The 26,970-nt window shown below is 45.5% G+C and carries 19 protein-coding genes; 13 read left to right on the forward strand and 6 right to left on the reverse strand.

Annotated elements, in window-relative coordinates; translation table 11 throughout:
* Positions 1–124 precede the first annotated feature (124 nt).
* The 3 genes from WA381_RS15630 to WA381_RS15640 all read right to left on the reverse strand — a co-directional run bounded on the left by WA381_RS15630 (position 125) and on the right by WA381_RS15640 (position 3,755).
* Entirely contained in the window at positions 125–1,033 is a 909-nt protein-coding gene (locus tag WA381_RS15630; RefSeq protein ID WP_061486040.1) for a 5'-methylthioadenosine/S-adenosylhomocysteine nucleosidase, read from the reverse strand.
* A gap of 195 nt (positions 1,034–1,228) precedes the next feature.
* Positions 1,229–2,665 (reverse strand): pyruvate kinase, encoded by a 1,437-nt coding sequence (pyk, locus tag WA381_RS15635; protein WP_014949855.1) that lies wholly within the window; start codon positions 2,663–2,665, stop codon positions 1,229–1,231.
* 238 nt (positions 2,666–2,903) lie between these two features.
* Positions 2,904–3,755, reverse strand: a complete 852-nt coding sequence (locus WA381_RS15640; protein ID WP_014949854.1) for a MurR/RpiR family transcriptional regulator — start codon at positions 3,753–3,755, stop codon at positions 2,904–2,906.
* A gap of 284 nt (positions 3,756–4,039) precedes the next feature.
* On the opposite strand from WA381_RS15640, the gene zwf reads away from it, so the two are divergent.
* From zwf to WA381_RS15665, 5 genes are read left to right on the forward strand one after another with little or no spacing between them, the layout of a single operon-like run.
* Entirely contained in the window at positions 4,040–5,533 is a 1,494-nt protein-coding gene (gene zwf, locus WA381_RS15645; protein ID WP_014949853.1) for a glucose-6-phosphate dehydrogenase, read from the forward strand.
* A gap of 1 nt (position 5,534) precedes the next feature.
* Entirely contained in the window at positions 5,535–6,227 is a 693-nt protein-coding gene (gene pgl, locus WA381_RS15650) for a 6-phosphogluconolactonase (protein ID WP_061486039.1), read from the forward strand.
* 9 nt (positions 6,228–6,236) lie between these two features.
* Positions 6,237–8,063 carry a phosphogluconate dehydratase gene (gene edd, locus WA381_RS15655; RefSeq protein WP_014949851.1) on the forward strand — a complete coding sequence of 609 codons (1,827 nt, stop codon included), beginning with the start codon at positions 6,237–6,239 and terminating at the stop codon, positions 8,061–8,063.
* Complete coding sequence (locus WA381_RS15660; protein ID WP_014949850.1) at positions 8,063–9,016, forward strand: glucokinase; 954 nt, start codon at positions 8,063–8,065, stop codon at positions 9,014–9,016. The genes edd and WA381_RS15660 overlap by 1 nt, the downstream gene beginning before the upstream one ends.
* Positions 9,017–9,019: 3 nt before the next feature.
* The gene (locus WA381_RS15665; RefSeq protein ID WP_014949849.1) at positions 9,020–9,664 is read left to right on the forward strand and encodes a bifunctional 4-hydroxy-2-oxoglutarate aldolase/2-dehydro-3-deoxy-phosphogluconate aldolase; all 645 of its coding nucleotides are present in this window, start codon (positions 9,020–9,022) and stop codon (positions 9,662–9,664) included.
* A 122-nt stretch (positions 9,665–9,786) separates the two neighbouring features.
* Here the strand turns inward: WA381_RS15665 and WA381_RS15670 are convergent, their stop codons facing one another.
* Both WA381_RS15670 and gap read right to left on the reverse strand, forming a co-directional pair.
* On the reverse strand, positions 9,787–10,638 hold the full coding sequence (locus WA381_RS15670; RefSeq protein ID WP_061486038.1) for a D-hexose-6-phosphate mutarotase: 852 nt from the start codon (positions 10,636–10,638) through the stop codon (positions 9,787–9,789).
* 188 nt (positions 10,639–10,826) lie between these two features.
* Positions 10,827–11,822: a type I glyceraldehyde-3-phosphate dehydrogenase gene (gene gap, locus WA381_RS15675; protein WP_014976817.1), complete on the reverse strand. Its 996-nt coding sequence runs from the start codon at positions 11,820–11,822 to the stop codon at positions 10,827–10,829.
* A 235-nt stretch (positions 11,823–12,057) separates the two neighbouring features.
* On the opposite strand from gap, the gene malQ reads away from it, so the two are divergent.
* From malQ to msrB, 5 genes are all read left to right on the forward strand, one after another.
* On the forward strand, positions 12,058–14,256 hold the full coding sequence (gene malQ / locus WA381_RS15680) for a 4-alpha-glucanotransferase (RefSeq protein WP_039234854.1): 2,199 nt from the start codon (positions 12,058–12,060) through the stop codon (positions 14,254–14,256).
* Positions 14,257–14,414: 158 nt separating this feature from the next.
* A complete protein-coding gene (glgB, locus tag WA381_RS15685) occupies positions 14,415–16,598 on the forward strand; it encodes a 1,4-alpha-glucan branching protein GlgB (protein WP_061486037.1) in 2,184 nt (727 codons plus the stop codon).
* A 47-nt stretch (positions 16,599–16,645) separates the two neighbouring features.
* A complete protein-coding gene (gene glgX, locus WA381_RS15690) occupies positions 16,646–18,733 on the forward strand; it encodes a glycogen debranching protein GlgX (protein ID WP_156078501.1) in 2,088 nt (695 codons plus the stop codon).
* Between the two features lie 328 nt (positions 18,734–19,061).
* Positions 19,062–20,615, forward strand: a complete 1,554-nt coding sequence (gene gndA / locus WA381_RS15695) for an NADP-dependent phosphogluconate dehydrogenase (protein WP_014976813.1) — start codon at positions 19,062–19,064, stop codon at positions 20,613–20,615.
* A 99-nt stretch (positions 20,616–20,714) separates the two neighbouring features.
* Positions 20,715–21,143: a peptide-methionine (R)-S-oxide reductase MsrB gene (gene msrB / locus WA381_RS15700; RefSeq protein WP_014949842.1), complete on the forward strand. Its 429-nt coding sequence runs from the start codon at positions 20,715–20,717 to the stop codon at positions 21,141–21,143.
* Positions 21,144–21,295: 152 nt separating this feature from the next.
* Here msrB and WA381_RS15705 read toward each other — a convergent pair whose 3' ends face one another.
* Entirely contained in the window at positions 21,296–22,180 is an 885-nt protein-coding gene (locus WA381_RS15705) for a DUF2989 domain-containing protein (RefSeq protein ID WP_061486036.1), read from the reverse strand.
* 192 nt (positions 22,181–22,372) lie between these two features.
* Here WA381_RS15705 and WA381_RS15710 point away from each other — a divergent pair, with 192 nt between their 5' ends.
* The 3 genes from WA381_RS15710 (at position 22,373) to WA381_RS15720 (ending at position 26,893) form a co-directional block, all read left to right on the forward strand.
* Positions 22,373–23,818 (forward strand): glyceraldehyde-3-phosphate dehydrogenase, encoded by a 1,446-nt coding sequence (locus WA381_RS15710; RefSeq protein WP_014949840.1) that lies wholly within the window; start codon positions 22,373–22,375, stop codon positions 23,816–23,818.
* A 168-nt stretch (positions 23,819–23,986) separates the two neighbouring features.
* Positions 23,987–25,126 carry a M14 family metallopeptidase gene (locus WA381_RS15715; protein ID WP_039225346.1) on the forward strand — a complete coding sequence of 380 codons (1,140 nt, stop codon included), beginning with the start codon at positions 23,987–23,989 and terminating at the stop codon, positions 25,124–25,126.
* A 108-nt stretch (positions 25,127–25,234) separates the two neighbouring features.
* Entirely contained in the window at positions 25,235–26,893 is a 1,659-nt protein-coding gene (locus WA381_RS15720; protein WP_014949838.1) for an alanine/glycine:cation symporter family protein, read from the forward strand.
* Positions 26,894–26,970 lie beyond the last annotated feature (77 nt).

Consider the following 26,970-nt stretch of genomic DNA (forward strand, 5'->3'; position numbering starts at 1 on the left):
TATACGGACGCAAACCATTTTAGTCAAAACAGCATGTTTACTCTTGCAATAACGGGGGAGACCATATACACGCCCTACATTCTTACAATGTAGGGCGCGTTTTTCGTTTGAGTGTTTTCCAAATTTATTCCGATAGCGCAGAAATATAAGCTCTTACCACTTTTTCAACAAAGGCCTGACAATCTTTGGCCGTGGTTGGGTCATATTCACCATGGTTGGTAATGTTGTTCGACAATACGCGAATACCTAAAAAGGGAACGTGGTAGGCATGTGCAATCTGCGCTGCAGAAGCGGTTTCCATTTCTTCCACACTCGTTCCCATATTCTTATGGAGCCATGCTATTCGATCTAACTCGTTATTCCAAAAGTTACCGCTGCCAATCGTTCCTTTAACGACGTTCCCGCGTTTGTACTGCTTGGATAGCGATAGAGCTAGGTTGATGAGCTGTTTGTCTCCTAAATAAAAACGCAACTTTTCTGCGTCCTTGGCGCTACTCCCTTCTCCCGCGCTGCCTTCTGACGCCATAAGATCCATCGGCAGCCAATTAAACGGTTGAGAACCTTCTCCTTGAGCCAGCTTGGGCGTTTTAAAATTGGATGCATTAATACTGCGTTCGCCAAGAACAATATCACCAACTTTTAAGGAAGGATCGTGGCCACCTGATGTTCCCTGATTGATGATAAGGCGAGGGTGGTATCTCTCTATGCCAATAGCGGTGGCGGCCGCAGTATTTTCTAAACCCTTACCGGTTTTAGCTACCACAATGGGGTACCCGTTTAGTGTCCCTTTATAGAATACCGCATTACCTGAATACTCTGTTGTAGTGTTATCCAAAAGCGCAGCAAAGTATTCGGCTTCAATGGGCATGGGGCCTTGAATCATTATTGGCTGTAACGGAGCGTTCTGTGAAGCTACTTCTACACGCTTCATGGTGTGTACGTGCTGTGTATTTGCCCATACGCTATGAGTGAAAAGTGCCAAGAGCGTTATAATTGCTGAAAAACGTGTGTAGTGATTGAAAACGAGCTGCATGTCTATCCTTATTTTTGTCGTTGTTGTCCCGAGGAGTGTTAACGAATTCTCGTTGTTTTGTTGGATATGTTTTTTGTAATTTTGATACTGACTTAGTTGAGTGTTCTTATTATAAGCGTCAGCTTACCACTGCTTTAGTAAATTACAGGCAAAAAAAAGCGAAGCATTTGCTTCGCTTTAATAGTGTATACGTTGCTATTCGACTTCTACGATTTTAAGGGTATTGGTCGCGCCCACTTTTTCCATTTCATCGCCGTAAGTCAGGATGATACTGTCGCCGCTTTTCACTAACCCTTTCTCTTTAAGTGATGCAATGACATCGTACTTCAATTTGCCAGGTTCACTGTTTGAAGAGTCAAAGAAAACCGGCTTAACGCCGCGGCAAAGCGCCATCGTGTTAAGCGTTGATTCGTGACGAGACATCGCAATAATTGGCAGAGATGTAGTAATGCGAGACATTAACGTTGGTGTAGTTCCACTTTCAGTTAAACCTACAATCGCTTTAACACTTGGCAAGTGGTTCGCGGCGTAAACCGCAGACAGAGCAATTGACTCGCTAGTAGAAGAAAACTGCTGATCCATGCGGTGCTTGGAAATTTTAACGCTAGGATGTGTTTCCGCGCCTTCACAAACACGAGCCATAGCTGCAACTGTTTCAATAGGGAAATTACCCGCCGCTGTTTCAGCTGAAAGCATTACCGCGTCAGTGCCGTCTAGTACAGCGTTCGCAACGTCCATTACTTCTGCACGTGTAGGCATAGGGCTGTCAATCATCGACTCCATCATTTGCGTCGCGGTGATCACAACCTTGTTGAGCTGGCGAGAACGGGCAATCAGTTTCTTTTGAACACCAACAAGTTCCGCATCGCCAATTTCTACACCCAAGTCACCACGAGCAACCATTACCGCATCTGAAGCGCTGATGATATCCGTCATGGCTTCGTCAGACGCCACCGTTTCAGCACGCTCGACCTTTGCACAAATTTTTGCGTAGCAGCCAGCTGCTTCGGCAAGTTCTCGCGCGTAGTTCAAGTCTGCGCCGCTGCGAGGAAATGACACTGCAAGGTAATCAACACCAATTTTCGCGGCGGTTTTAATGTCTTCTTTGTCTTTTTCGGTAAGTGCATCTGCAGAAAGACCACCGCCTTGACGGTTAATGCCTTTATTGTTTGAAAGCTTGCCGCCTACTGTTACTTCAGTAATCACTTTGCGGCCTTCAACGCCAGTTACTCGAAGCTGAATACGACCGTCATCAAGAAGCAGAATATCGCCTGCTGATACATCATCAGGAAGCGCTTTGTAATCAATACCTACTTGATTAATATCACCTTCGTCGCGGCCTAATTCAGCGTCTAGAATGAATTTTGCGCCAACCTCTAAACGAACTGCACCTTCGGCAAAACGAGCAACACGGATTTTAGGGCCCTGAAGATCACCTAAAATCGCTACGTATTTACCTAGGTTCTTTGCTGCCTGACGAACGCGCTTTGCACGTTCAATGTGGTCTTCGGCTTGTCCGTGTGAAAAGTTCATGCGCACAGTGTTTGCGCCTGCGGCAATAAGTGCCTGAATCTTTTCAAGTGAGTCGGTTGCAGGTCCTAGGGTGGCAAGAATTTTCGTTCTTCTGGTCATGTGATTCCGTCGCTGTTTCTAAGTTAGAAAAGACAAAGAGTGATAGGCTACGCGTTTATACGGTATGCCTGTAATCGCTTTACGTAATTTTATTACAGAATAATAGTTGAATTTGACAAAAATGTGAATGAAATAAACAAAAACGCCTAACTGGCTCGACCAGTTAGGCGTTTTCGCTGATTTATTGAACCAATATTGCTACGGTAGGTGGTTCTTATTTGATCACGTGGGAAGAAAATTACTCACCACGCTTTTCATAACGTGAACCACGCAGCGTATCCTTTACTCGCTTCAGATTCTCTCTGAACTTGTTGCCGCGGCGCAGTGTAAAGCCGGTTGCCAGTACATCAATTAGCGTGAGCTGTGCGATGCGAGAGGCCATAGGCATATACATATCAGTATCTTCCGGCACTTCCAGCGATAACACGTAACTGCACTCTTGTGCCAGCGGGCTATCTGCTGAGGTAATTCCTACTACAGTAGCGTCGTTCATGCGGGCAATTTGCGCTATTTCTACTAAGCTTTTAGTTCGGCCCGTATGGCTAATCAATACAACAACATCGCCATCTGAACAGTTCATGCAGCTCATGCGCTGCATCAGAATATCTTCAAAGTAGACCACTGGAACATTGAAGCGGAAAAACTTATTTAGTGCATCGTGTGCCACTGAAGCTGAAGCGCCTAAGCCGAAAAATGAAATTTTCTGTGCCTGTGTAAGTAAATCAACAACGCGATTTACCACGTTCACATCCACAGATTGGCGCGCCACTTCCAGGGACGCCATGGTCGATTCGAATATCTTATTGGTATATTCGTCTGGGCTGTCGTTTTCATCAACATGGCGGTTTACATAAGGCGTGCCGTTAGCCAGGCTCTGCGCTAAATGCAGTTTAAAGTCTGGGAAGCCTTTAGTATCAAGTCTTCGGCAGAAACGGTTTACGGTAGGCTCACTAACATCCGACATCTTAGCGAGGGTTGCTATACTCGAATGAATGGCCGTTTGTGGGTTAGCTAGAATTACTTCAGCTACCTTTTTCTCAGATTTACTGAATGCCGCTTGGTTTTGTGTGATTTTTTCTAAAATGTTCATACAGATATAGCAATTAGTTAGCACAATTTATTGTAAGGTACACCCGTAATAGTACCCAATGTGACGTCTGTGACAAGAAAAATGTAATTTTTTGACAATTTTTGTTATTTCAATCGGGTTAAATGAGGGTAAACTGAGGGAAACAGTAAAGATTCAGATCCTATAGTTGGTACAAGTTGTAATTTTACTACATTTGGTGTTAACTATACGGTAAAAATAGTCGTTAGTGTTGTAAATAACTGTACAATACGCCGCGGACACATACATTTAAAAGGTCGACGAATATGGTATTGGATAATTCCTACGAACCCTGTGATTTTGTACTTTTTGGTACACTGGGAGATCTTTCACGACGCAAGTTGTTGCCTTCTTTATATCAGCTTGAAAAAGCAAACTTGATGCACCCAGACACCACTATTGTGGGTGTTGCGCGTCAAGAAATGGAGCTGGATGCCTATATTGAAGAAGTTCATGCCAACCTAATCAAGTTTGGCGAGAAGAACTTGTGTGAAGCCACTTGGGAAAAAATGAAAGCACGTTTGCACTATGCATGCGTAGACATGAAGGACGTTGAAAGCTATTGCGTATTAGACGACCACGTTGACCCAAGCCGCACCATGGTGTGTTATCTAGCGACGCCACCGGCGATATACGGTGATATCTGTCGTGGCCTGCATAGCTGCAAAATTATCGACTCAAGCGTTCGCGTTGTGCTAGAAAAGCCAATTGGTCACGATTTGGCATCGTCAAAAGTGATCAATGAGCAAGTTGCAGAATACTTCGACGAAAAGCAAATTTACCGCATTGACCATTACCTTGGTAAAGAGACAGTACTAAACCTAGTATCACTGCGTTTTGCCAATTCTATTTTTGCTACTAACTGGGACCACAACTGCATTGACCATGTTCAAATCTCAGTTGCGGAGTCAGTGGGTATAGAAGGGCGTTGGGGTTACTTTGACGACGCGGGTCAAATGCGAGATATGGTGCAAAACCACTTGCTACAAATTCTAAGCTTGGTAGCGATGGAGCCTCCGACAACGCTCGACGCTGACAGCATTCGTGACGAAAAATTGAAAGTGCTTAAAGCGCTTCGTCCGATTAACTCGTTTAATATTAATGACAGCACAGTACGCGGTCAGTATACCTCTGGTTTCGTGAAGGGCGAAGAAGTGCCTGGGTACCTTGAAGAAGAAGGTGCTAATACGCAAAGTAAAACCGAAACCTTTGTAGCTATTAAAGCGGAAATTGATAACTGGCGTTGGGCTGGTGTGCCGTTCTACCTACGCACAGGTAAGCGCATGCCAACTAAGGTGAGTGAAGTTGTTATTTACTTCAAGCGTCAGCCACACAACTTGTTCGGTGACAGCTTCAAGAATCTCCCACCCAATAAGCTCGTTATTCGTCTACAGCCAGACGAAGGTGTAGAAATCACCGTAATGAATAAAGTACCTGGCTTAACCAGCTCAGGCTCTATGGATCTACAAAAATCCAAGTTAAACCTAAGTTTCTCTGAAGCGTTTGCCGATGAGCGTATTCCTGACGCATACGAAAAACTCCTTCTTGAAGTTATGTTGGGTAATCAGGCGCTATTCGTTCGTCGTGACGAAATTGAGCAAGCTTGGACGTGGGTAGACTCAATTCTTGAAGCGTGGAAGCAATCGAGCGAGCCGCCAGAACCGTATCAAGCAGGTACGTGGGGGCCGGTAGACTCTATAGGTCTTCTTGCTCGCGAAAATCGCAGCTGGTACGAGAGCAAAACAGGGAAGAAAAAGTAATATGGCGTTAACAACTCTATCATTTGAAACACCTGATGCGCTGACTGATGCATTTGCGCAAGACTTAGTCAGCATTTTAAAAACAGGTATTAAAACTCGCGGTCGAGCTTCGCTTGTCGTTAGTGGTGGTCGTACACCGCTGGCGCTTTTTAAACAACTAAGTGAAACCGAACTTGAGTGGGATAAGGTTGATATCACCCTTGCCGACGAGCGCTGGGTTGAAGAGGACCACGAGGCCAGCAACACCAGCCTAGTCAAAAATAATCTAATTCAAAATAAAGCCGCAGCAGCTCGTTTTATCGAATTGAAAAGCGATGCTGATGATGCAAACGAAGGCGTAAATGCCGCAGAGTCAAATCTGGCTAGCATGTCACAACCTTTTGATGCATTGATTCTTGGCATGGGGGAAGATGGTCACACTGCATCGCTTTTCCCTTGCTCTGAACAAGTACTTGACGGCTTAGATATGAGCAGCGGCAGAACCTGCATCGCTGTTCAACCTACAACAGCACCTCATCAACGTATTTCATTAACGCTACCAGCGTTACTCAATAGCCGTAATATCTTTTTGCATTTAACAGGCGAGAAGAAAAAACAAGTCTTACTTGATGCTATTGAAAATGCCACCGAAGCGCAAAAGCCCATCACCGCCGTAGTTAACCGCGCGCCGGTTACTTTGATGTGGGCGCCATAGGAGACAAACATGAATCCAAAAATTGCTGAAGTTACGCAACGAATTATCGAGCGTAGTAAAGAAACGCGTAAGGCGTATCTAGAAAAAATTGAGAGTGCACGACGTCAAGGACCACACCGTGGTGTGTTGTCATGCGGTAACCTTGCTCACGGCTTTGCAGCATGTGGAACAAGCGAAAAATCAGATCTTCGTTCAATGACCAAAGCCAACGTGGCAATTGTGTCTGCGTATAACGATATGCTTTCAGCGCACCAGCCTTACGAGACGTATCCTGCGCTCATTAAGGATGCAGTGAAAGAAGTAGGCAGCGTAGCCCAGTTCGCAGGTGGCGTACCTGCTATGTGTGATGGTGTTACACAAGGCCAGTCTGGCATGGACTTAAGCCTAATGAGCCGTGATAACATTGCTCAGGGGGCTGCCATTGCGCTTTCTCACAACATGTTCGATAGCGCACTGATGCTAGGTATCTGCGACAAAATCGTTCCTGGGCTATTAATGGGCGCACTAACGTTCGGTCATTTGCCAACCGTTTTTGTGCCAGCTGGTCCAATGCCATCGGGTCTTCCAAACAAAGAAAAAGCCCGTGTTCGTCAAGAATTTGCCGAAGGTAAAGTAGGGCGTGACGCGTTGCTTGAAGCTGAATCTCAATCTTACCACTCTGCGGGTACCTGTACGTTCTATGGAACGGCAAACTCGAATCAGCTAGTGGTTGAAATGATGGGCTTGCACCTTCCGGGTTCGTCGTTTGTTAATCCGGGCACACCTTTGCGCGATGCGCTAACAAAAGCGGCTGCGGTTCAAGCAACACGCTTAACTGACCTTGGCGACAACTATACGCCAATTGGTCACATTGTAGATGCAAAAGCCATTGTGAACGGCCTTGTAGGTCTTCTTGCTACGGGTGGTTCTACTAACCACACCATGCACCTTATTGCGGTAGCTCGCGCTGCAGGTTACATCGTAAATTGGGACGACTTCTCAGATATCTCTAATGCTGTGCCTCTTCTTACTCGCATTTACCCGAATGGCTCAGCTGACATTAACCACTTTGTTGCAGCAGGTGGTATGTCATTGCTAATTAGACAGTTGCTTGATGCGGGTCTACTACATAACGATGTTAAGACCATTTGTGGTGAAGGCTTAGACTTCTACACTAAAGAGCCTGTGCTTAAAGACGGCGAATTAGAATGGCGAGACGGCCCGACTGAATCCCTTGATAAAGAAGTGCTAGCAACTGTTGACGCACCGTTTAAGCCAGATGGTGGTTTGAGTGTACTTGACGGCAATCTTGGTCGTGGTGTTATTAAAACCTCAGCACTTCGCACGCCTCACTGTAATATCAAAGCACCAGCGGTTGTGTTTGAAGACCAGTTTGAACTCGATGACGCGTTTAAGTCTGGCAAGTTAGACAAAGACTGCATTGTAGTTGTTCGCTTCCAAGGTCCTTCAGCAATTGGTATGCCAGAACTTCACCGCTTAACGCCACCTCTTGGGGTGCTTCAAGATCGCGGCTTTAAAGTGGCGCTAGTTACTGACGGTCGTATGTCTGGTGCATCAGGTAAAGTTCCTGCAGCTATCCACGTGACTCCAGAAGCTTATAAAGGCGGTTTACTTGCTAAAGTGCAAGAGGGCGACATTATTGAGCTAAACACACAAACTGGTGCATTAACACTGCATGTGGACGATGAAACACTGGCTGCACGTGAAGCAGCGCCAGCGAACTTAGCTAAGCATCACGTTGGAATGGGACGTGAAATGTTTGCGGGTATGCGCGCTATTCTGACGGGTGCAGAAGAGGGTGCATGTTCACTGTTTTACACGCAGGAGCAAGCATAATGAGCCAGAAGTTTGTGGCTGATGTTGGCGGTACGAATATTCGTGTTGCAAGGGTAACCGAGTCAGGTGTAGCCGACATCAAAAAATACATGTGTAATGATTTCGCCAGCATAGACCTTGCTATTGCACAATACTTTAGCGACATGCCGGAATACAGCTTTTCGCAAGGTTGTATTGCAATTGCATGTCCAGTATTGGGCGATCAAGTCGAGATGACGAATCACAGCTGGGCATTTTCTCAAAATGCACTTCGCTCTCAGCTTAAACTAGACGCGTTGTTCGTTATCAATGACTTCACTGCCGTAGCGCACTCTTTGCCTGTATTGGGCGAAGAGCAAGTGGTACAAATTGGCGAAGGCACTGCGAAAGAAAATGGCAATATCGCTGTTTTTGGACCTGGTACAGGATTGGGTGTTGAGCATATTACAATGACCTCAACGGGCTGGCAGACGCTGGACGGTGAAGGTGGTCATGTAGACTTTGCACCGGTAGATGAAACCGATGTTGTCGTATGGCGTCACCTTCAATCGACCTTAGGACGTGCTTCTGCTGAAGAAGTAATGTCTGGACGCGGCCTGCATAATATTTACACCGCGCTAGCAAACCACGCATCAGCACCAGTTGTATTTACCGAGCCGGCTCAAATCACTGACGCTGCGCTGAACGGTACCTGTAAAATTGCTGAAGCGACGCTTACCCAATTCTGCCGAATTATGGGAAGCTTTGCGGGTAATTTAGCGCTTAACATGGCGACCACGGGCGGCATCTTCATTGGTGGTGGCATTGCTAACCGTTTCCCTGAATTTATTCAAAATAGCGATTTTAGAGCGCGTTTTGAAGCGAAAGGGCAAATGAAGCACTACGTGAAAGACATTCCCACCTATTTAATTGCAGAACCTGATCACGGTTTATTGGGTGCGGCTGCATATCTGAATCAAAATACAGCGAGCTAAATTATGACAACGAAATGGAAATACTCTCCAGAGGAAATTTTTGCGGCCGGTCCAGTTGTACCTGTTTTGGTAATCAATGACGTAGAAAAAGCGGTTCCTCTGGCAAAAGCGCTGATGGAAGGTGGTATTAAAGTACTAGAAGTTACGCTACGTACCCCTGCTGCTATTGACGTGATTAAGCGAATTGCACAAGAAGTACCTGACTCGCTAATTGGTGCTGGAACCGTGACTAACGCCCAGCAGCTTAAAGCGGTAGTTGAAGCTGGCGCTAAGTTCGCAATTAGCCCAGGTATGACGGCTGATTTGCTAAAAGCGGGTATGGACTCAGAAATTCCACTTATCCCTGGTATCTCTTCAACTTCTGATTTGATGAAGGGTAAAGATGCGGGTTATACCCACATGAAATTCTTCCCAGCAGAGGCTTCAGGTGGCGTTAAAGCCATTAAGTCAATCAGTGGTCCTTTCCCTGATGTGACGTTTTGCCCAACGGGTGGCATTGGTCCAAACAACTACAATGACTATTTAGCGCTTAACAACGTTAAATGTGTAGGTGGTTCGTGGCTTGCCCCTGACGACGCAATTGAATCAGGTGACTGGGCGCGTATTACGCAGCTAGCAAAAGAAGCTGTTGCGGGTGCTAAACAGTAATTTGCTGAACCTTTAAATGAAAAAACCTGCTCATTGGCAGGTTTTTTTTTATCTCTTGATCGTGAACTGCGACTGTCTACCTTCTAAAGTGTCAGCGAAATTGCGCTTGCACTTCAAATAATTTACTTCGGAACAATAGTTTGTTTCAGTGTGTGGCTAGCACCGGGGGACAGTGTCTTTCCCTGAGTTAGCGATGTTTCTACGCACAACATATGCTTATAGCCAAATGGGTCCATGTCTGAAATAGACGCTGCGCCTAACCACGGGTTCCACACTACCAAAGAGTCATTGCCGTCGGATACCACTTCCGTAAACGTGTTGCCTTCGACTTCAATTTCTGCTGTTTTAATCGGCGCAACATGAATGCGATCCGTTTCGCCTGTGATGGTGTAAGGACTCGGTGTCGTCTTAAGTCCCCAGTCGTCAAGTTTGTCTTTATATTGACCTTCAATTCCAGTTATTTGGGTATGTTGAATGTGATCAACGTGGAAATATGTATGTAGCGCACAGTTAAATTCGAATGGTACAACACCCGTATTTTCTGTAGTTAGCGCGACGTCCATCGTCTCACCAACTGTAATTACCATGGTCACGTTACAATCGTTCTCAAACCCTTCAGCTCGGGTAAAGCTTGGCGAAAGCGTAATCGTTGTTCCGCTTTCTGTATCTTCTGAATGAATCAGCTTCCACACTTGTGTTCTCAAAAAGCCGTGAGCGGGGAGGGCACCTTTTTCTCGACCGTGATCATCGCTAAACCAAGGCCAGCACACCGGAATACCACCGCGAATAGGTCGCTCTCCGTTCAAGTAAGCATGGGGGCTTACCCAAAGACGCTCTCTACCATCGCTTTTAGGCACATATGACAAGATATGACCGCCAAATAGGCTAATACGCGCAGAGGAAAACGCATTATCTACGTCTAAAAAGGTAAGTCCATTAGACTCACTAACGGTAACTGAACTCACAGGTGGCATAAGCCCTCCTTGGACTAATAAGAAAACAACAAAGGGTAAGCGACGGGAAAGCGTATGTCGCTGGAATATCGTTATTTTGCGTGTTTACGACCACGAAAAACAAAAAAGGTGCAAACGCCGTGTTTACACCTTTAGATTAACTCAACTTTAGCGTGAATAGTTTAACTATTTTCGCTTAATACCGTTAATTACTTAGAAATATGAGCCACAAGGTCTAGAACCTTGTTTGAGTAGCCCCATTCGTTGTCGTACCAAGAAACGAGTTTAACGAATGTATCAGTAAGTGCGATACCTGCTGTGGCGTCAAATACCGATGTGCGAGCGTCGCCAAGGAAGTCGTTAGACACAACCGCATCTTCTGTGTAACCCATGATACCTTTAAGCTCGCCTTCTGAAGCTTCTTTCATTGCTGCACAAATTTCATCGTAGCTAGCAGGCTTCGCAAGGTTTACAGTAAGGTCTACTACTGAAACGTTTGGTGTAGGCACACGGAAAGCCATACCTGTTAACTTGCCGTTAAGCTCAGGGATAACTTTACCTACTGCTTTTGCTGCACCGGTTGATGATGGAATGATGTTCTGACCAGCACCACGACCACCACGCCAGTCTTTCATTGAAGGACCGTCTACCGTTTTCTGTGTTGCAGTTGTTGCGTGAACCGTTGTCATCAAACCGTCTACAATACCAAATTTATCGTTAAGCACTTTGGCAAGAGGAGCAAGACAGTTAGTTGTGCAAGACGCGTTTGAAACAATAGTTTCGCCAGCGTAGCTTTCTTGGTTTACACCCATAACGAACATAGGCGTGTCATCTTTAGAAGGTGCAGACATAACAACTTTCTTCGCGCCAGCTTCGATGTGCTTCGCGGCAGTTTCTTTAGTCAGGAACAGACCTGTTGATTCAACAACCACGTCAACGTCTACTTCATCCCACTTAAGTGCAGCTGGATCTCTTTCAGATGTAATGCGGATAGTTTTGCCGTTTACAACTAGGCTATTGTTATCTACTGTAACTTCACCGTCGAATAAACCGTGAGTCGAGTCGTATTTCAATAGATAAGCAATGTAGTCCGTGTCTAGTAAGTCGTTTATTGCAACAACTTCGATGTCGTTGCGCTCTGCTGCTGCGCGCATTACTAGGCGTCCAATACGGCCAAAACCATTGATACCGATGCGAATTGTCATAACGTACCCCGATTATTTAAATAAAATGAAAATAAATTACGTAAAGTATGGATCAAAATGTCATAATTAGCAAAATAAAAAGCCAAAGTGTTGCAAAATTACGAATAAGTGCTATTGCAATCGTATTCAGATATCGCCAAGCCCTTGTTTCTAGAATAATGTTAAAAATTTGTTTGTAGACGCACTATGCTTAATTTGCTTTGCGTCTTTTACCGAATAACAGGAATGACACACCATGACACAACAACTTCTGCAACAACTGGTTGAAATGCGGGGAATTGAAACCCAATACGTCGACGCATGGGGAAAGCCAGCAACCATCGCAGAATCAAGTAAAGCAAAACTGCTTAACACACTTGGCTATGACACCAGCAGTGATGAAAAAATTCAGTCACAAATTACACAAGATATAAAGTCGGTATGGTTGTCGCCGTTAAATCCTGTTCAAGTGGTTCGCAATACCCAAGAAATTAATCTAGCTGTTCGTTTGCCTATCGAGTTAGTGAACGATGATCACACGCTCACGGTCACCTGTGAAAATGGTGACGTGCTCACTCATCAATTTACGCCAGTTGACCAAGAAATGACGACGATGGCGCATATCGACGATGTAGAGTTTCATGAATACGTAGTAACACTGCCTTTAGATTTGCCCCTTGGTTATCACGATGTAGCCTTAAGCGCTGATGACGATGAGTTTGCGCGTTCTCGTTTAATTGTGGCACCTGAAGCCTGCTACACACCAAACGAGATTAAAGAAGGCAAAAAAATATGGGGCTTAAGCGTTCAACTTTACTGCGTTCGCAGTGAAAAGAACTGGGGGATTGGTGATTTTTCTGATTTAGCACTGCTTATTGAAAAAGCCGCTGGTGTGGGCGCAGACTTTATCGGACTTAATCCTATTCATGCGCTCTACCCTGCAAACCCCAACGCGTGCTCGCCTTATGGGCCAAGCTCACGTCGCTGGCTTAATTATTTGTATATCGATGTGACTGCCATTGACGGGTATGACGATGCATCAGTACAAGCGGTAGTGAGCAGTGATGAGTTTAAAGCCACGCTTGAACATGCACGTAACGTAGAACATGTAGACTACGAGGCAGTCGCCCATGTGAAACTGGCTGCGCTTAAAGCAGTATTTGATGTTTACGATGCCAAATACCTTCGTAAAAGCACAAAGCAAAATAAGGCGTTTAAAGCCTTCGTAGAAGCGGGCGGTGAAAGCTTAGATATGTTAGCGGTGTACGACGCCCTGCAATCGCACCTAAAAGCTGAAGGTAAAGACAGCTGGGGATGGCCGGTATTCCCACAAGAATACAAAGACTATTACAACCCAGCCGTGGCTAAGTTTAAGAGTGCAAACGAACAAGACGTCAAATTTTACTTGTTCCTACAGTGGATTGCCGCCCAACAGCTTGAGCTTGCAAGCAACAAAGCTACTGATGCAGGCATGACCATTGGTCTTTATCGCGACTTGGCGGTAGGCGTTAGTGAAGGCAGTGCGGAAATTTGGGGTAACAAAGACCTATACTGCACAGGCGCAAGTGTAGGTGCTCCACCGGATATCTTGGGCCCACTAGGCCAGAACTGGGGGCTGCCGCCTATGGACCCTCGTAAGCTGTATGAACAGGGTTACCAACCTATTATTGACTTATTTGCGTCTAACATGGCGTCGTCAGGCTCATTGCGTATCGATCACGTCATGGCGTTGCTGCGTTTATGGTGGGTTGTGAAAGGCGATAACGCTAAAGATGGCGGCTATGTTTATTATCCTGTAGACGATTTACTCGGTATTTTAGCGTTAGAAAGTCACCGCAATCAGAGCCTGGTTATCGGTGAAGACTTGGGTACTGTACCCGAAGAAATTCGCAGCAAGCTTGCTGATAATGGCGTGTACTCATACCGCGTATTTTTCTTCGAACAAGCGGAAGACGGTGGTTTCTTCTCACCTAGCCATTACCCTGTTCAGTCTATGTCAACGTTGACTACTCACGATATGCCAACGCTGATTGGTTACTGGCACTGTTTAGATTTAGAGCTAGGTAAAGAAATAGGGCTTTATCCAACAGAAGAAATCCTTCAAACGCTTTATGCGGATCGTCATGAAAATAAACAGGCAATACTTGATACGTTGCACGGCCACGGTTCAATTGGCGACAATGTAGGCCGCGATGTTAATCATACGGGTATGAATCGCGAACTGAATAACGGTATGCAGGTGCATATGGCAGGTGGCTCGAGCGCTTTATTGAGCCTGCAATTGGAAGACTGGTTAGAAATGGATAAGCCGGTCAATATTCCTGGTACTTTTGACGAGTATCCAAACTGGCGACGAAAACTCACAGAGAATATCGAGTCGATGTTCGATAGACATGATATAAATGAGTTGGCGTCTAAACTTACTCATGCCAGAAAGCAAGCAAGTCAGGGTTAATTGCCATTATCAAAGAAATGATAATAGGCGGTTGCCTAGGTAACTTAAACGAGTAAGATAAAGTACCAAGACGGTACTTGAAAGAGCTTAAATGTATACAACGCATTTAAGCTCACAATTCAACCCGCTGCCATGCGGGTTTTTACTAGGAGTAGCGAATGCAATTAGCGCAGCAGTTTGAACAGGTATTATGTTCTCAGCCGTTTTCCCATTTAGGTGTAGTTAAAAATCAGCAGAAGTCGGTACTTCGCGTTTGGCGTCCTAATGTCAGCAAGATAACGATTGAATGGGAGAATGCAGCGCTAGCAAATGTAACCGTTACCTCCAAAAATGGTCTTTTTGAAACACCACTGCCTAAAGAATATCAGGGTGAGGTTTATCGCGTTATCGCCGAAGGCTTGAATGACGATAAGGGCTATATCGATCCTTATCAATTCTCCGAGCAGGCGTATCATGCGGTACACTACATCGATAGCAAGCCTTCAAACTTGTATGAGCAAGCGGGCGCGCAACTTTTAACACTCGCTTCTTCAAAAGGCGATGCGATAAAAGGTGTCAGGTTCTGCGTTTTCGCGCCCAATGCAAGCACGGTGTCGCTCATTGGCGATTTCAATCAGTGGGATGGCCGCACGCATCCTATGGAAAAGACCTCTATGGGATACTGGGTACTGTTTGTGCCAGAACTCGCAGAGGGAGAGCGCTACAAGTACCACATTAAAGATGCACACGGCCACGACCTACCGCACAAGGCTGACCCACTTGGCTTCAGTGCAGAGCAGTATCCTTCTCATGCTTCGAAAGTTTACAACCACAATAACTATGAGTGGAATGATAGTGCATGGATGGAAAAGCGAAAGGGGAACAAATACAACAGCCCAATGAGCATTTATGAAGTGCACCTTGGCTCTTGGAAGCGCCCGGGTATTGAAACTGATGCGCGCTATCTTACTTATAAAGCGCTGGCCGATGACTTAATAAGCTACGTCAGCGATATGGGTTACACTCACGTTGAATTGCTGCCTATTTCCGAGTTTCCTTTCGACGGTTCGTGGGGCTATCAGCCCGTGGGAATGTTCGCACCAACGAGTAGATTTGGAAACCCAGATGAATTTAAATACTTTGTTGATAAGGCTCACCAAGCAGGTATAGGCGTAATTATCGACTGGGTACCTGCACATTTCCCGGAAGACGGCCATGGCTTGGCGCGATTTGATGGTTCTTGTGTTTATGAATATGAAGATCCGAGGAAAGGTTGGCATCCGGATTGGAATTCTTGCATTTACGATTTCGGCAAAGACACAGTTCGTCAGTTTTTAGTTGCAAACGCACTGTTTTGGCTAGACAAATTTCACGTTGATGGACTCAGGGTTGATGCAGTGGCATCCATGCTTTATCTCGACTATTCACGCAATGACGGAGAGTGGATCCCGAATGTGGATGGTGGCAACGAAAACTACGAAGCCATCAGCTTACTGAAATGGATGAATGAAGAAGTGTACAAGCACTTCCCAGACGCCATGACAATTGCCGAAGAATCAACGTCGTTTCCCAAGGTTTCTCGCCCAGTATTTGATGGTGGTTTGGGCTTTGGCTTTAAGTGGAACATGGGATGGATGCACGACTCATTACACTACATCGCTAAAGACCCCGCCTATCGCAACTATCACCATGGCGATATTACCTTCAGCATGGTTTACGCGTTTGACGAAAACTTTGTGCTGCCTATCTCGCACGATGAAGTGGTACACGGCAAAGGCAGTATGCTGCATAAAATGCCTGGCGATGAATGGCAGCAAGCTGCTAACCTGCGTTGTTACGCGGGCTTTATGTACGGTCACCCCGGCAAGAAGCTTAACTTTATGGGGAACGAGCTTGCGCAGGCACGAGAATGGAACCATGACAGTAGTTTAGACTGGCACTTGCTCGATTACGAAAAACACAAAGGCATTCAAGCGCTTTATAAGGCGCTCAACAACCTCTATACGTCTACGCCAGCGCTTTACGAGCGAGACCACGAACCAGGGGGCTTTGCTTGGCTCGACCACAATAATGCAGACCAAAGCGTGGTTTCATTTGTTCGTATGTCAAAAGATGCGAAGCAAAAAGTATATGCGGTATCTAATTTTACGCCTGTGCCACGTCAGAACTTCAGAATAGGCGTAGATGATGCATGCACGCTAACGCTAGCACTAAACACTGATGATGGTGCATATTGGGGTAGTGACTACGACGTTGCTTCTACTGTAAATACGCAACCCATACCTTGGAATGAGCGTACTCACTCTGCAGAAATCACGTTACCGCCGCTAGCCACGGTATTTTATGTTGCCAATGTGGATTAATCCGACTAGAGCGACACGCCCTAGTGAAGAGATAAATTGAGAACCAAGTGAACGAAATTCGAGACACCGCACTAATTGTAGAAAGTGGAATGGGAAAGGCATATCCACTTGGCGCAACAGTTACACAAGATGGTTGTAATTTTGCCGTATACGCGCCCGATGCGAAGGCGGTCGTGTTGTGTTTTTTCAATAGTGACACAGAAGAGGCGGTGAGTGAGCATCCTTTGCCTGAGAAAACTGGTGATGTTTGGCACGGTCGTTACAGCGGCGTTAGCGCAGGACAATACTATGGTTATCGCGTAGAACGCGGTGAGGGAGGGTTACATGCGGTACCCACCGACAAACTGCTAATCGACCCTTACGCCAAGAAAATTAGTCGCGCAATAAAATGGGACGCTAGGCAATACAAACACGACTCTCAGTTTATGATCCCCAAGTGCATAGTAATTGATCAAAATGACTATGCGCCGAGTCATGTTAGCGCGCCTGTTATTCCGAAACACAAGCGAGTAGTTTACGAAGCACATATTAAGGGGCTAACAAAACTCCATCCCGATGTACCTAAAGAACACCGTGGCAAATTTATCGGTGCTGCCCATCCGAGTGTCATCAAGCATCTCAAAGCATTAGGCATAACCACGGTGCAATTTATGCCGTTGTGTTCATTCATGCCTGAACCATTTATTACAGAGAAAGGCTTAACCAATTATTGGGGATATAACCCGGTTAACTTCTTTGCACCTGAACCACGCTACGGTGTGTCAGATGCGCTTGCTGAACTGAAGTCTATGGTAGATGCTTATCATACTGCCGGACTTGAGGTTATTGTTGATGTGGTATTTAACCATACAGCAGAGGCAGGCAATGGCGGTCCTATTCTTTCTTATAAGGGGTTTTGTCCTTACCAAGCGTACTTATTAGAGCAAACGAAAAACGGAGAATTGGTTTATTCCAACCACTCTGGCTGTGGTAACACGGTAAATACCGCGCAGCCATTTATGATGGGACTTATTTTAGATGCCATGCGCCACTGGGTATCCGTAATTGGCGTTGACGGCTTTCGTTTCGATTTAGCAGTATGCTTGGGAAGAGAGCCACAAGAATATAGTAAAAAATCTGGGCTGCTGAGAGCCATTAGTAGCGACCCTGTTCTAAAAGAGAGGGTATTGCTTGCCGAACCCTGGGATATTGGGCCTGGCGGCTACCAAGTGGGTAACTTTCCGTCCCCGTGGTTAGAGGTGAATGATAAATACCGCGATACGGTGCGCGCCTTCTGGCGTGGAGACGATGGCGTTACCGCGGACTTTGCGACCCGTTTAATGGGCTCACGAGATATATTTCACAAAGGCCATCGACATATCAGTACGTCGGTAAATAACGTGACATATCACGATGGGTTCACGCTGCACGATATGGTGACCTACGCCGAACGTCACAATCTCGATAACTTAGAAGAAAATCGAGATGGCCATGGACACAACCTGTCTGCCAATTATGGTATTGAAGGGGAAACGAATGACGAGCAGATACTCGCTATGCGTGAGCGTCAAAAGCGCAATCTCTTTGCAACTCTGATCTTCTCGCAAGGTACACCGCATATTCTTGGTGGCGATGAATTAAGCCGCACCCAAAATGGCAATAATAATGCCTATTGTCAGGATAATCCTATTAGCTGGATGAATTGGGAATTAAACAAGCGCAAGCAAGATTTTCTTAGCTTCTGCCAATATGTGATCCGTTTGCGTCAGTCCTCTTCACTGTTAAGCGAACTAAAGCTGCACGATGATACTTTTACGCTCTCACGAAATGTAAAAGAAATAAATTGGTATAAGCCCGATGGTTCTGACAAAGCGTCTGAAGACTGGAATGCGCATCATAACAAAGCGTTTGGTGTGGAAATAAAAGGTTGTGTAACGGGCGACCAGAAGCCAGAGCACTGGTTCTTGTGTGTTAATGCAAGTGAAAGCGACGTGCGTTTTCACCTACCTTCTGTCATACCCAGGGGAGGGTGGACCATGCACTTGGATACGCGCTACAGCTCTCTTGAAGAACAGCCTTCAATTTGCATTCAGAAGGTGTTTTTACAGGCCAGCAAATCGCTAACGTTGTTCAGTTTTTCTCAGTTCTCTGGATAGAATAATGGCTTACAATACGACCTTATACTTGGTTAAGGATGCCTTTAAAGAATTTAAGAGTACCGCTAAACGGCTCTAAACTCAGTGCACGTTAGCTGAATAAGAAACAGAGTCTTTACCTTTGTGTGAATTTCATACAGCATGGGCGAAAGCGCGTAACGCAGGTGCTGAATGCGTGCCAAAATCTCGGCTAAACTAGCTTACAAAACCCGTTAATGTTTACCGCTGGTGACAATTACACCACTGCGCACTAAATTGTTAGCTTAGACTGTTCTTTATTCTTTCAGGTGGTATCATGCGCAGCCATCTGAAATGTGAGGGTGTTCCTATGCAAAAGAAAGGTGGTAATTCGCACGAAGACAAGTCGTGTGATATTGGTTTTATCGGTTTAGGGGTGATGGGTAGTAACCTAACCATGAACCTAGTGGACCATGGCTATCGTGTAGCGTGTTTCGATTTAGACCAAAACAAAGTTGAGTCTATTCTTGCCAAAGACGCGAGCGAAAGAGCTGAAAATACTGAGCCTCGTGTTGAAGGCTGCAGTTCTTACACCGAGCTTTTAAGCAAGTTAAAAGCCCCGCATCTTATTATTATCTCTGTGCCTGCTGGCGATCCTGTTGACCACGTTTGCAATCATCTTATTGACGCCGGAATTCACGCTGACGATATCGTGGTTGATACTGGCAACAGTTTGTGGACAGACTCTGTTGCACGTGAAGAGCAGTACAAAGGTAAATTTATCTTCTTCTCTACCGCCGTGTCAGGTGGTGAAGTAGGCGCTCGTTTCGGGCCATCTCTTATGCCTTCAGGCAACCCTTATGCATGGACACGCATTGAGCCTGTTCTTAAAGCTATTGCTGCAAAGGTTGACCCAGAAACAGGTAAACCATTAGAAAGCCATACGCCAGGTCAACCAGTGTTAGAAGGCGAACCATGTGCGACCTACATCGGTCCGGTTGGAGCAGGGCACTATGTAAAAATGGTGCACAACGGTATCGAATACGCCGACATGCAGCTTATCTGCGAAACTTACCATGTTATGCGCGAAGCGCTACATATGGCGCCAGCTGAAATAGCAGAGGTGTTTCGTCGCTGGAACGAAGGCAAGCTGAATAGCTACCTGATGGAAATTAGTGCTGAAGTTCTTGAGCAAATGGATCCAGAAACACAGCAGCCGTTGGTTGATGTGATCTTAGATAGAGCAGGTCAAAAAGGTACAGGCCTTTGGACTGCAGTAAGCGCATTACAAGTAGGTAGTCCGGCACAGACCATCACTTCTGCGGTATTCGCGCGCAGTATTTCTAGTTTGAAAGACGAGCGTGTAGCTGCGAGCAAGGTTCTTGCAGGCCCAGATGCGCCATCATTCAGCGATGATGAGAAAATGTCGATCATCAACAAGCTAGAGCAAGCGCTTTATTGCTCTAAAATCTGTGCATACGCACAGGGCTTCCAGTTAATGGCAATGGCAGGTAAAGAACACGGCTGGACACTGGAGTTTGGTGAAATTGCTAAAATATGGCGTGCGGGCTGTATTATTCGCGCCGTATTTCTTCAGTCTATTTCTCAGGCCTACGAGAATAACGAAGACTTAGCCAACTTGCTTATGGACCCATTCTTTGCAGAACAAATTACACAGTACCAATCTGATTGGCGCGAGTCTATTGCCCAAGCGACACTGGCTGGCGTTCCTTGCCCTGCCATGATGTCGGCGCTAAGCTATTACGATTCATATCGCACAGCTGTGTTACCTGCTAATTTGCTGCAAGGCCAGCGCGATTATTTTGGCGCACATACTTATCAGCGAGTAGATAAGCCAGCAGGTAAAAAGTATCACATCGAGTGGAGTGATCCCGCACGTCCGCAAACGGCTATCAAAAAATAGTATGAACTAAATAGTGTTACACGCGCTCATAACTGAGCGTAAACTATTAAGAGGTGTATTTGTTTTCAAATACACCTTTTTTGTTTAAAGAGGTAAGTTATGTCGACAGATGAAAAAGCAAACGCATCAGTAGCTAAAAAAGACTGGAAAACTGAGCTCACTGACGAGGAATATTATGTATGCCGCGAAGCGGGTACTGAGCGACCTTTCACTGGAGTATTGCTAGACGAGCAGCGAGATGGATTGTACGTGTGTAAGTGCTGCGAAGCGCCACTTTTCCCCTCAGATACTAAATTTGATGCTGGTTGTGGATGGCCTTCTTTCTATAAGCAGCTTGATGACGGTAATGTAGATTACAGAGAAGACTTGAGTCACGGTATGCGTAGGGTTGAGATTTTTTGTAAGCAGTGTGGCTCGCACTTAGGCCATGTATTTCCAGATGGTCCTGCGCCAACGGGTCAACGCTACTGCGTAAATTCGCTATCTATGACCTTTAAAGGCGAAGATGATACACAAATTAAAGGTTAAAAAGCCCTAGGTGAGCGTTTGATTAAGGTAAACATCTGATTAAATTTTAACCTTGTGTGTAAGGCTACGGAGCCCAATTAAAAAAAACCGCCCATAAACGGCGGTTTTTTTAATTATTTCCCAATGAAATTGTGTAATTGAGTTTCAAAAAATCAGAGTTTGTCTAGCTTTAATGAACTTGCATCAAAGGTCGCGCTATTTAAATTACTGACTATTTCATCAACAATATTATCTAGAATGTCTACTGGAAGGGCATGTTGCTGACCTAACTGTATGCGCTGAGTGTCGTTAAGCCTTTCGTCGAAAGCCTCAGCAACACCATACCAAACGTAGGCGAGTCGATAGTTATCCATATCCATTCCCATAGACGCAAGCGAGTAGAAGATACTGACATCGATATTGTCACTATCCGTGTATAAACTCAGCGCTCGATACAAGGTTTCAATAGTGCGCTTCTGATCTGTTTTTATTTGAACAGAGGCCAATGCAACCAGAAGCTTTGGATCGCTTACACGGTTGCTGGCAGCGTAGCGCTCAAAGCGATGAAAAGCGTCTTTATCGTTATACCGTGTCCAGTGATAATAAGAGAGATAGGGGTCAAGTGAGTCTTTCGTCTCGCGGCTTAGACGTTTAATTTCACGCTGAGCGGTAATAACGCCTTTTAGTCTCGTTGCTTCTTTACCTTTGCGTTTTATATGTTCTATATGCTGCACTTCTTCAACGCAGGTTAGATACTCTTCGAAGTTTAAAAGAAGAGGGTACTTGTACGCGTCGTCTTTCGAATCTTGATTGTAGTAACGTAAGCGAATAATCTCAGCACGCTCGGCGCGACAACGGGCATCCAAACTCAAATCTAGGCAAATCTCGCTGTGAGATTCACAAATTTCACTGATAGTAGGTTCAAAAAGATCGCCACAACCCGTCAGTGTTGTCGCTGCTGCCAGCCACACCGTCGTTACATAACCTTTTGTTGGAAACTTACTAAATAAACTCTCTGTTATACGAGTTTTCATAGAGGTTTTGAAACTTATCAACAATTTGGTCTTCCTTGCTTGTTTATTTAAGATACTGCTCGTCACCGTCAGGCGAAAACTCACCTAGTGTACCCCAAAAATAATAAAAAGCTGACGCGTAATTAGGATTAGTTGTACGTGTTTGTGCCACAAAAAAATTGGCTGCGCATACAACAATGACAACACCGTTAAATTAATATCGATGAAGGCAGAAGCATGAATCAACAGTTTGAGCAGGAATTACAAAGCAGCTGGCAAGAGCGTCAGGAATACGCAGAAATGATGTTGCCCCTTATTGGTAAATTGTATCGCAATAAGGCAGTTGAAATTTCGGTTTATGGACGCTCGCTACTGAACGCCAGTGCTATTGATGTTATCAAAGCGCACCGCAAAGTGCGTCTGCACGAAGGTATTAAGCTACGCCTACGCGAAAGCTATCCAATCTTAGAAGCCTTGAGCAACATGAAGCTTGCTCCTGCACAAATTGATATTGGTAAATTGGCTTTTGATTTTCACTACGGTTCTGCGGTCGACAACAACGACCTTACGGCCTACCTTAACGAAAAACTAAACGACGTTGCCGATAAAGAGGACGATCAGAAACCTCAGGACGTTGTACTATATGGTTTTGGCCGTATAGGTCGTTTACTTGCTCGCTTGCTTATTGAACGCCAAGGTAAAAACAATAAGCTTCGCTTACGTGCCATTGTGGTTCGTGGCGGGCGCGATGGCGACCTAGAAAAACGCGCAAGCTTACTGCGCCGCGATTCAGTGCATGGGCCATTCAACGGCAGCATCACAGTTGACCACGAGCGTAACGCGCTAAAAGCAAACGGTTCATACATTCAAGTCATTTATGCCAACAGCCCAGATGAAGTGGATTACACGCAATATGGTATCGATAACGCTATCATCATAGACAACACGGGTATTTGGCGTGACCGCGATGGCCTTGGCCTACACCTTAAAGCTAAGGGTGCAGCGAAAGCTATTCTTACTGCCCCGGGTAAAGGTGACATCAAGAACATCGTACACGGTGTAAATGACGAAGAAGTAACACCAGAAGACACAATTGTATCTGCTGCAAGCTGTACAACTAACGCAATAACGCCGGTACTTAAAGCGCTAGACGAAGAATATGGCATTGAAAACGGTCACGTTGAAACCGTTCACTCTTACACCAACGACCAAAACCTTATCGATAACTACCACAAAGGTGATCGTCGTGGACGTAGTGCGCCACTTAATATGGTCATTACCGAAACGGGCGCTGCGAAAGCCGTTGCCAAAGCGTACCCGAAACTGGCAGGTAAACTTACCGGTAATGCTATCCGCGTACCTACACCTAATGTGTCGCTAGCGATTTTGAACCTAAATCTTAAAACGCCGGTGGATCGCATTGCAGTTAACGAGTTCTTGCGCGATACCGCGTTGTTCTCAAAGCTTCAACACCAAATTGACTACACGGCAAGTAAAGAGATTGTATCAACAGACTTAGTCGGCTCTCGCGCTGCGTCTGTGGTTGACTCTCAGGCGACCATCGCCGCAGATAACCGCCTGACACTATACGTGTGGTATGACAACGAGTTTGGTTACAGCTGTCAGGTACTACGTGTAGTTCGTGATATGGCAGGGCTTAGTTTCCCTACGTTGCCGCTTTAAGCAACACGCAGTTTAGTTAACTGTATAAAAAACCGACCTAAGTGGTCGGTTTTTTGATGGTGTAAACATTTTGTATACTTTCGATAGTACAAAACCCGCTGTGTGCGTGGAATTTGTGTTTACGTCTATGCTAAATTAGCGCTCAAATAATGAGGAAAACGACAGTCTATGCATATTTCCAGTCAATTCGACAGCGGTAACATTGAAGTTGTTAGCGCACAATCACCAGACGATATCCGTCTAACCATTCCCAACGACAACCAATCTGAATTTGCTCAGTGGTTCCATTTTCGTTTAGTGGGCGAAACTTTTGTAACTCACACAATGACGATTGGTAATCTGGCTAAGTCAGCGTATCCAGAAGGTTGGAAGGGATATAACGTTCTAGCGTCTTACGACCGTCAAACTTGGTTTAGAATTCCTAGCGAATTTGACGGTGACAATCTTACGTTCTCACTAACGCTAGAACAGCCAAGCGTATACTTCGCGTATTTCATTCCTTTTAGCTACGAACGTCACCTCGATCTTGTGCACGACGCGCAGATGTCACTACTGTGCGAGCACAAATTCCTAGGCCTTACCCTTGATGGCCGTGATATGTCTATGCTGGTTATCGGTGAAGAAACACCAGAAAAGAAAAAAGTCTGGATCACGGCACGTCAACACCCTGGCGAAACCATGGCCGAGTGGTGTGCCGAAGGTATTATTTATCGTCTGCTCGACGAGCAAGATGGTTTGGCGCGACAGTTGCTTGATAATGCTGTTTTCTACATTGTGCCAAACATGAACCCAGACGGCAGCGCACGCGGTCATCTGCGTACCAACGCTGTAGGAACCAATCTAAACCGTGAGTGGGCGACACCATCGAAAGAAAAAAGCCCAGAAGTACTTTACGTACTGAATGCAATGAGCGAAATTGGTGTAGACATGTATCTTGATTTGCACGGTGATGAGGCATTGCCGTACAACTTTGTCGCAGGAAGTGAAGGTAACCCTAGCTACAATGACACCATCAAAATGCTTGAAAATACGTTTAAAGATGCGCTGTTGAACGCTACGCCAGAGTTTCAAGATGAATTTGGTTATGATAAAGATGAGCCAGGCAAGGCTAATTTAACCGTAGCGTCAAATGCGGTGGGCGAGAAATTCAAATGTATGGCATATACGGTGGAAATGCCATTTAAAGACAATGCAGATGTACCGGACGATATCTACGGTTGGTCGGTACAACGCAGCCGTCAATTAGGTGAAGATTTACTTATTGGTGTGAATGCAGTTGTTAAAAAGCTAAAAGCATCAGAGCAATAAAATAAAAATAAGGAAGCGAAAGTTTCCGCAAAAAGGCCTCGACAAAAAGAGGCCTTTTAATTATTAAAATAAAACAACAATTAAACATAATAAAAAAGGGGAATAACGTTGGAAGGGTTATATGGTTTTCTAACTATGCTCGATGGATTCTTAGGAGGCGCGTTCTGGTTTCCTTATGTACTGTTAGGCGTAGGTCTTTTCTTTACGGTTTATCTTAAATTTCCGCAAATTCGTTTCTTTAAACATGCTTGGCAGGTTGTTACCGGTAAGTTTGATAAAGAAAGCGATCCAGGCGACACCACCCATTTTCGCGCGCTAACTACCGCACTGTCTGGTACCGTAGGTACAGGTAACATCTCAGGTGTTGCATTCGCTATTTTCCTTGGTGGCCCCGCTGCACTATTTTGGATGTGGGTAACCGCCTTTTTAGGTATGACTACAAAATTCGTTGAAGTTACTCTGTCGCACAAATATCGCGTAAAGACAGAAGACGGCACCATGGCCGGTGGCCCTATGTATTACATGGACCGTCGCCTAAACATGAAGTGGTTAGCGGTTGCATTTGCTGTTGCAACGGTAGTCAGCTCATTTGGTACCGGAAACCTTCCTCAAAGTAATGGTATCGCGCAAAGTATCGAAGCAACATTTGGCTTCGAGCCTTGGATGGTAGGTAGTGTACTGGGTATTCTTCTAGCCTTGGTCATTCTTGGTGGTATCCAACGCATTGCCGCGTTTACAGCGCGTGTTGTTCCAGTTATGGCTGTTATCTACCTTATCGGTGCGCTAGCGGTTATTTTCGCTAATCTAGACAACATTGGGCCTTCGTTTGCCGCAGTTATCGGTGATGCGTTTACTGGTTCAGCTGCCGCAGGTGGTTTCTTGGGAGCTTCGTTAGCTTATGCGTTTAACCGTGGGGTTAACCGAGGCTTGTTTTCAAACGAAGCGGGTCAAGGCTCTGCACCTATCGCTCACGCAGCGGCAAAAACGAAAGAGCCTGCTTCAGAAGGTATGGTGTCACTGCTTGAACCCTTTATCGACACTATTCTAATTTGTACCGTAACGGGTTTGGTTATTTTGTCGTCTGGCGTGTGGAAAGAAAAACACGAAAACGTCTTCGATCGTTCAGACATGTACTTTGTTGCAGGTCAATACGACGACTCGAATCAGGATGACGTAAACAAACTATATGGTTACTTGAATGAAATTGAAGGTAACAATGTACAGCCTTATACTGGCTCAATTACCGTTGTTAACGGCACGGCGGTAAGCGATGGTTTTACACTGCTTAACGCTAGGTCTGTAGCAGAAGACGTGAAGTATGCAGTAGGTAGTGAAGACTTGTTTACTGGCACGCTTAAGATTGTTGACGGAAAGCCGGTTAAAGAGAACCTTGAAGTAAGCGGTAAGTCACTGGTTCACTCGGCAGCGCTCACCACCATTGCCTTTACACGCGGTTTCTTTGGCGATTTCGGTCAATATATCGTGTCAATTGGGCTTATGCTGTTTGCGTTCTCAACCGCCATCGCTTGGTCATATTATGGTGATCGCGCTATGACATATTTGTTCGGTCCTCGCTCCGTAATGCCGTATCGCGTCATCTACGTCGCCGGTTTCGTTTGGGCTGCATTCTCTGACACTACATTAGTTTGGGCACTTTCAGCTGTGGCTATCGTGGTAATGACCTTGCCAAACTTGTTCGGCATCATGTTGCTTTGTAAAGAGATGAAAGAAACGGTTAACGACTACTGGTCTCGACATAAAAAATAAGGTGAGTATTGCCTAAAGCATCGCCCCCTCTTGAGTTTCACTGAAGGGAAATGCAACTTGGCTATCAGGTAAAAATG

It is taken from the genome of Alteromonas sp. CH_MED4-4 (genome assembly GCF_037029575.1).
GTDB classification, from domain to species: domain Bacteria; phylum Pseudomonadota; class Gammaproteobacteria; order Enterobacterales; family Alteromonadaceae; genus Alteromonas; species Alteromonas macleodii.